The following is a 2,936-nucleotide window of genomic DNA, read 5'->3' as shown; positions in this document are numbered from 1 at the left end:
GGCTCCCCGCCGAGCCGGGTGAGCACCGAGGCGGCCCCGGCCCGCGTGGCGGCCACCGGCCCCGCCTCCCCCTCGTAGCCGGCGATCACCAGGCACCCGGCCCCGCCGCCGCCGAGGTCGTCCGGCTCGGCCAGCCCGACCATGGTCTCGGTCTCGTCCGACAGCCGCAGCACGGTCGGCAGCGGCCCTTCCTGGGCGAGGGCGCGCAGCGCGGCGGCCCCCTCCTGGAAGGACCGGAACCGCCACCCCTCGTACGCCTTCGCGGCGGGCGCCCGCCGGACGCGCAGGCGCAGTGACGTGATGACGCCGAAGGCGCCCTCGGAGCCGAGCACGAGCTGCCGCAGGTCCGGCCCGGCCGCCGACCTGGGCGCTCTTCCCAGCTCCAGGGTGCCCGACGGGGTGGCCACGGTCAGGCCCACCACCATGTCGTCGAACCGGCCGTAACCGGCGGAGGCCTGCCCGCTGGAGCGCGCCGCCGCGAACCCGCCGAGGGTGGCGTACTCGTACGACTGCGGGAAGTGCCCCAGTGTCAGCCCGCGCTCCCCCAGCAGCCGCTCGGCCTCGGGCGCCCGCAGGCCGGGCTGGAGCTCGGCCACCCTCGACTCCGCGTCAAGCGCGAGCAGCCGGTCCATCCGGCCGAGGTCGAGCGCCACCACGCCGGCGTACCCGGACCGGGAGGCCACCAGCCCGCCCACCACCGACGTCCCCCCGCCGAACGGCACCACCGCGATCCGCTCACGGGCGCAGAGCCCGAGCAGCGCGACGACCTCCTCGTGCGAGCCGGGCAGCACGACGGCGTCCGGCGCGTCGGAGCCGTCTCCGGCCCGCATCCGCAGCAGGTCGGGCGTCGACTTTCCGCGCGTGTGCCGGATCCGCGCCTCGGGGGAGGTCAGCACGTGCTCCGGCCCCGCCACGCCGCCGAGCGCCTCCAGGTGGGCGGCCGGCAGCGCGACCGGCGCCAGGCGTACCGACTCCAGGGGGACGGCGGGGGCGTCGGGCGAGCGCACGCCCAGCAGGTCGCGCAGCAGCGCTCGGACCTGCTCGGACAGCTCCCGGGCCCGGGCGGGGTCTCCCCAGCCGGACCACAGCATGGGTTCTCGGGTCATGCTCTACACTGTGACATATGACGTCGATTCGTCACAATGACGGCGTCCTGGACGCGGCCCGCGACTGCGTGCTGGCCTACGGGGTGCGGCGCACCACGCTCACCGACGTGGCCCGCCGGGCGGGCGTGTCCCGGATGACCATCTACCGCCGCTGGCCGGACGTCCGATCGCTGGTCGCCGACCTGATGACCCGCGAATGGGTGGGGGCGCTGGCCGACTTCGACATGTCCGACCCGGTGGCGGCCGTGGTCGAGGGCGTCCGGCGGCTGCGCGGGCATCCGCTCTGGCGCAAGATCGTGGAGGCGGACCCGGAGCTGCTGCTGCCCTACCTGCTGCGCCAGCGGGGCGCCACCCACGAGGCCGTCCTCGACGTCCTCGAACGCGCCGTCGGCGACCCCGGCAAGGCCAGGGCGGTGCTGCTGGTGGCACAGTCGTTCCTGATGTCGGCGCCCACCATGACCGGACCCGTGACGCTCGACGACCTCGACGCCGAGCTGACCGCACTGCTGGAGGGATACCTTGGCTAGCTCCCGTCACACCGCGGCTGACGACCCACGGGACGTGGGGTGGGGCACGTCGCTCAACGCCGCGCGCCGGGCGCGGGAGCTGCGCCGGGTCGCCGAGGAGCGGGTGGACGTGCTGGTGGTCGGGCTGGGGGTGACGGGCGCGGGGGCCGCGCTGGACGCCGCCTCGCGCGGCCTGAGCGTGGCCGCGATAGACGCGCACGACCTGGCCTTCGGCACGTCCAGGTGGAGCTCCAAGCTGGTGCACGGCGGCCTGCGGTACCTGGCCAGGGGGCAGGTCGGCGTGGCCCGTGAGAGCGCGGTCGAGCGCGGCGTCCTGCTGCGGCGCACCGCCCCCCACCTGGTCAAAGCGCACCCGTACCTGATGCCGCTCACGCCCGCTGTCTCCCGGAGGCAGGAGGCCATGGTGATGGCCGGTTACCGGCTCGGCGACGCGCTGCGCGCCGCCGCCCGCACGCCGCGTCACCTGCTGCCCGGTCCCACCCGGCTCGACGCCTCGCGGGCGCACCGGCTCGCGCCGTTCCTCGACGAGAACGGCCTGCGCGGCGGGCTGCTGTCGTGGGACGGCCGCCTGCTGGACGACGCCCGCCTCGTCGTGGCCATCGCCAGGACGGCGGCCGGGCACGGCGCGAGGATCCTGACCCGCTGCCGCGCCCTGGAGCTGACCGGCCAGGGTGCCCGCGTGCGCGACGAGCTGACCGGCGAGGAGTTCGGGATCCGCGCCGGGGCCGTGATCAACGCGACCGGCGTGTGGGCGGGTCAACTGGACCCCCGGGTGCGGCTGCGACCCTCGCGGGGCACGCACCTGGTGCTCCGGCCGGGCACTCTGCCGGGGCTCACGGCCGGGCTGCACGTGCCCATCCCGGGCACGGGCGACCGGTTCGCGCTCGTGCTGCCCCAGGCGGACGGCCGGGCGTACGTGGGCCTGACGGACGAGCCGGTCGAGGGCCCCGTCCCGGACGTGCCCGAGGCTCCCGAGGAGGACATCAGGGCGCTCCTGGACGTCCTCAACGCGATCGTCGGCGTACCGGTGGCCAGAGAGGCGGTCGCGGGCGCGTACGCGGGCCTCAGGCCGCTGCTGGCGGCCGAAGAGCGCGTCGGGGTACCCGGGGCGCGTACGGCCGATCTCTCGCGCCGGCACGCGGTGCTGGCGGACGGAGGGCTCGTCACGGTCGTCGGCGGCAAGCTGACCACCTACCGCCGCATGGCCGAGGACGCGGTCGACCGGGCGGTGTCGGCGGCGGACCTCCCGGCGGCCCCCTGCCGCACCGCCCGCCTCCCCCTCGTCGGCGCGCCGGGGAGCGGG

At 76.5% G+C, this 2,936-nt stretch carries 3 protein-coding genes; 2 read left to right on the top strand and 1 reads right to left on the bottom strand.

Translation table 11 applies throughout. From position 1 onward, the window contains the following. Nucleotides 1–1,091, bottom strand: a 1,091-nt coding sequence (locus DQW85_RS25025) for an FAD-binding oxidoreductase (RefSeq protein WP_162795356.1), incomplete at its 3' end; no start/stop codon positions are given. Nucleotides 1,092–1,123: 32 nt separating this feature from the next. Between DQW85_RS25025 and DQW85_RS25020 the strand changes: the two genes are divergently transcribed. Next, the gene (locus DQW85_RS25020) at nucleotides 1,124–1,633 is read left to right on the top strand and encodes a TetR/AcrR family transcriptional regulator (RefSeq protein WP_113702439.1); all 510 of its coding nucleotides are present in this window, start codon (nucleotides 1,124–1,126) and stop codon (nucleotides 1,631–1,633) included. Beyond that, a partial coding sequence (locus tag DQW85_RS25015; protein WP_240197411.1) for a glycerol-3-phosphate dehydrogenase/oxidase occupies nucleotides 1,626–2,936 on the top strand: 1,311 nt, incomplete at its 3' end. The genes DQW85_RS25020 and DQW85_RS25015, both read left to right, overlap by 8 nt.

Origin of the sequence: Nonomuraea lactucae (assembly GCF_003313395.1) — a bacterium.
Taxonomy (GTDB): domain Bacteria; phylum Actinomycetota; class Actinomycetes; order Streptosporangiales; family Streptosporangiaceae; genus Nonomuraea; species Nonomuraea lactucae.
Note: the sequence above shows the minus strand (reverse complement) of the source record. Positions and strands in the feature narration are given on the sequence as shown.

Coding starts and splice junctions, on each gene's coding strand:
- DQW85_RS25020 (WP_113702439.1), top strand. CDS start 1,124: ATGACGTCGATTCGTCACAATGACGGCGTCCTGGACGCGGCCCGCGAC.